We start from the raw sequence: 1,886 nt of genomic DNA on the forward strand, positions 1-1,886 counted from the left end.
GGATGGGTAGGGGAGCGTCGTGTGCCGGGTGAAGCCGCAGCGGAAGCTAGTGGTGGACGGTTCACGAGTGAGAATGCAGGCATGAGTAGCGATACACACGTGAGAAACGTGTGCGCCGATTGACTAAGGGTTCCTGGGTCAAGCTGATCTGCCCAGGGTAAGTCGGGACCTAAGGCGAGGCCGACAGGCGTAGTCGATGGATAACCGGTTGATATTCCGGTACCCGCTGTGAAGCGTCAAACATTGAACCAGGCGATGCTAAGTCCGTGAAGCCGTTCCGGACCCTTCGGGGAATGGAAAGTGGTGGAGCCGACGGACCAGACCTGCAGTAGGTGAGTGATGGGGTGACGCAGGAAGGTAGTCCATCCCGGGCGGTGGTTGTCCCGGGGTAAGGGTGTAGGACGTGGTCTAGGCAAATCCGGATCACACATAGTCTGAGACCTGATGCCGAGCCGATTGTGGTGAAGTGGATGATCCTATGCTGTCGAGAAAAGCCTCTAGCGAGTTTCATGGCGGCCCGTACCCTAAACCGACTCAGGTGGTCAGGTAGAGAATACCGAGGCGTTCGGGTGAACTATGGTTAAGGAACTCGGCAAAATGCCCCCGTAACTTCGGGAGAAGGGGGGCCATCACTGGTGAAGGAATTTACTTCCTGAGCTGGGGGTGGCCGCAGAGACCAGCGAGAAGCGACTGTTTACTAAAAACACAGGTCCGTGCGAAGCCGTAAGGCGATGTATACGGACTGACGCCTGCCCGGTGCTGGAACGTTAAGGGGACCGGTTAGTCACTCTTCGGGGTGGCGAAGCTGAGAACTTAAGCGCCAGTAAACGGCGGTGGTAACTATAACCATCCTAAGGTAGCGAAATTCCTTGTCGGGTAAGTTCCGACCTGCACGAATGGCGTAACGACTTCTCGACTGTCTCAACCATAGGCCCGGTGAAATTGCACTACGAGTAAAGATGCTCGTTTCGCGCAGCAGGACGGAAAGACCCCGGGACCTTTACTACAGTTTGATATTGGTGTTCGGTTCGGCTTGTGTAGGATAGCTGGGAGACTGTGAACTCTGGACGCCAGTTCAGGGGGAGTCGTCGTTGAAATACCAGTCTGGTCGTGCTGGATGTCTAACCTGGGTCCGTGATCCGGATCAGGGACAGTGTCTGATGGGTAGTTTAACTGGGGCGGTTGCCTCCTAAAGAGTAACGGAGGCGCCCAAAGGTTCCCTCAGCCTGGTTGGCAATCAGGTGTTGAGTGTAAGTGCACAAGGGAGCTTGACTGTGAGACCGACGGGTCGAGCAGGGACGAAAGTCGGGACTAGTGATCCGGCGGTGGCTTGTGGAAGCGCCGTCGCTCAACGGATAAAAGGTACCCCGGGGATAACAGGCTGATCTTCCCCAAGAGTCCATATCGACGGGATGGTTTGGCACCTCGATGTCGGCTCGTCGCATCCTGGGGCTGGAGTCGGTCCCAAGGGTTGGGCTGTTCGCCCATTAAAGCGGTACGCGAGCTGGGTTTAGAACGTCGTGAGACAGTTCGGTCCCTATCCGCTGCGCGCGCAGGAACATTGAGAAGGGCTGTCCCTAGTACGAGAGGACCGGGACGGACGAACCTCTGGTGTGCCAGTTGTTCTGCCAAGGGCATGGCTGGTTGGCTACGTTCGGGAGGGATAACCGCTGAAAGCATCTAAGCGGGAAGCCTGCTTCGAGATGAGTGTTCCCACCCCCTTGAGGGGTTAAGGCTCCCAGTAGACGACTGGGTTGATAGGCCGGATCTGGAAGGCGGGTAACCGCTGGAGGTGACCGGTACTAATAGGCCGAGGGCTTGTCCTCAGTTGCTCGCGTCCACTGTGTTGGTTCTGAAACCACGAACAACCCCATTGCCATGGTCAC

1 rRNA gene is annotated in these 1,886 nt (G+C 56.8%); it reads left to right on the plus strand.

The annotated features are described in order from the left end of the window. A 23S ribosomal RNA gene (locus AB0I69_RS48720) occupies positions 1 to 1,826 on the plus strand; the annotation flags it as partial. Between the last annotated feature and the right edge of the window lie 60 nt (positions 1,827 to 1,886).

Source organism: Streptomyces sp. NPDC050508 (assembly GCF_040655155.1).
Lineage (GTDB): Bacteria > Actinomycetota > Actinomycetes > Streptomycetales > Streptomycetaceae > Streptomyces.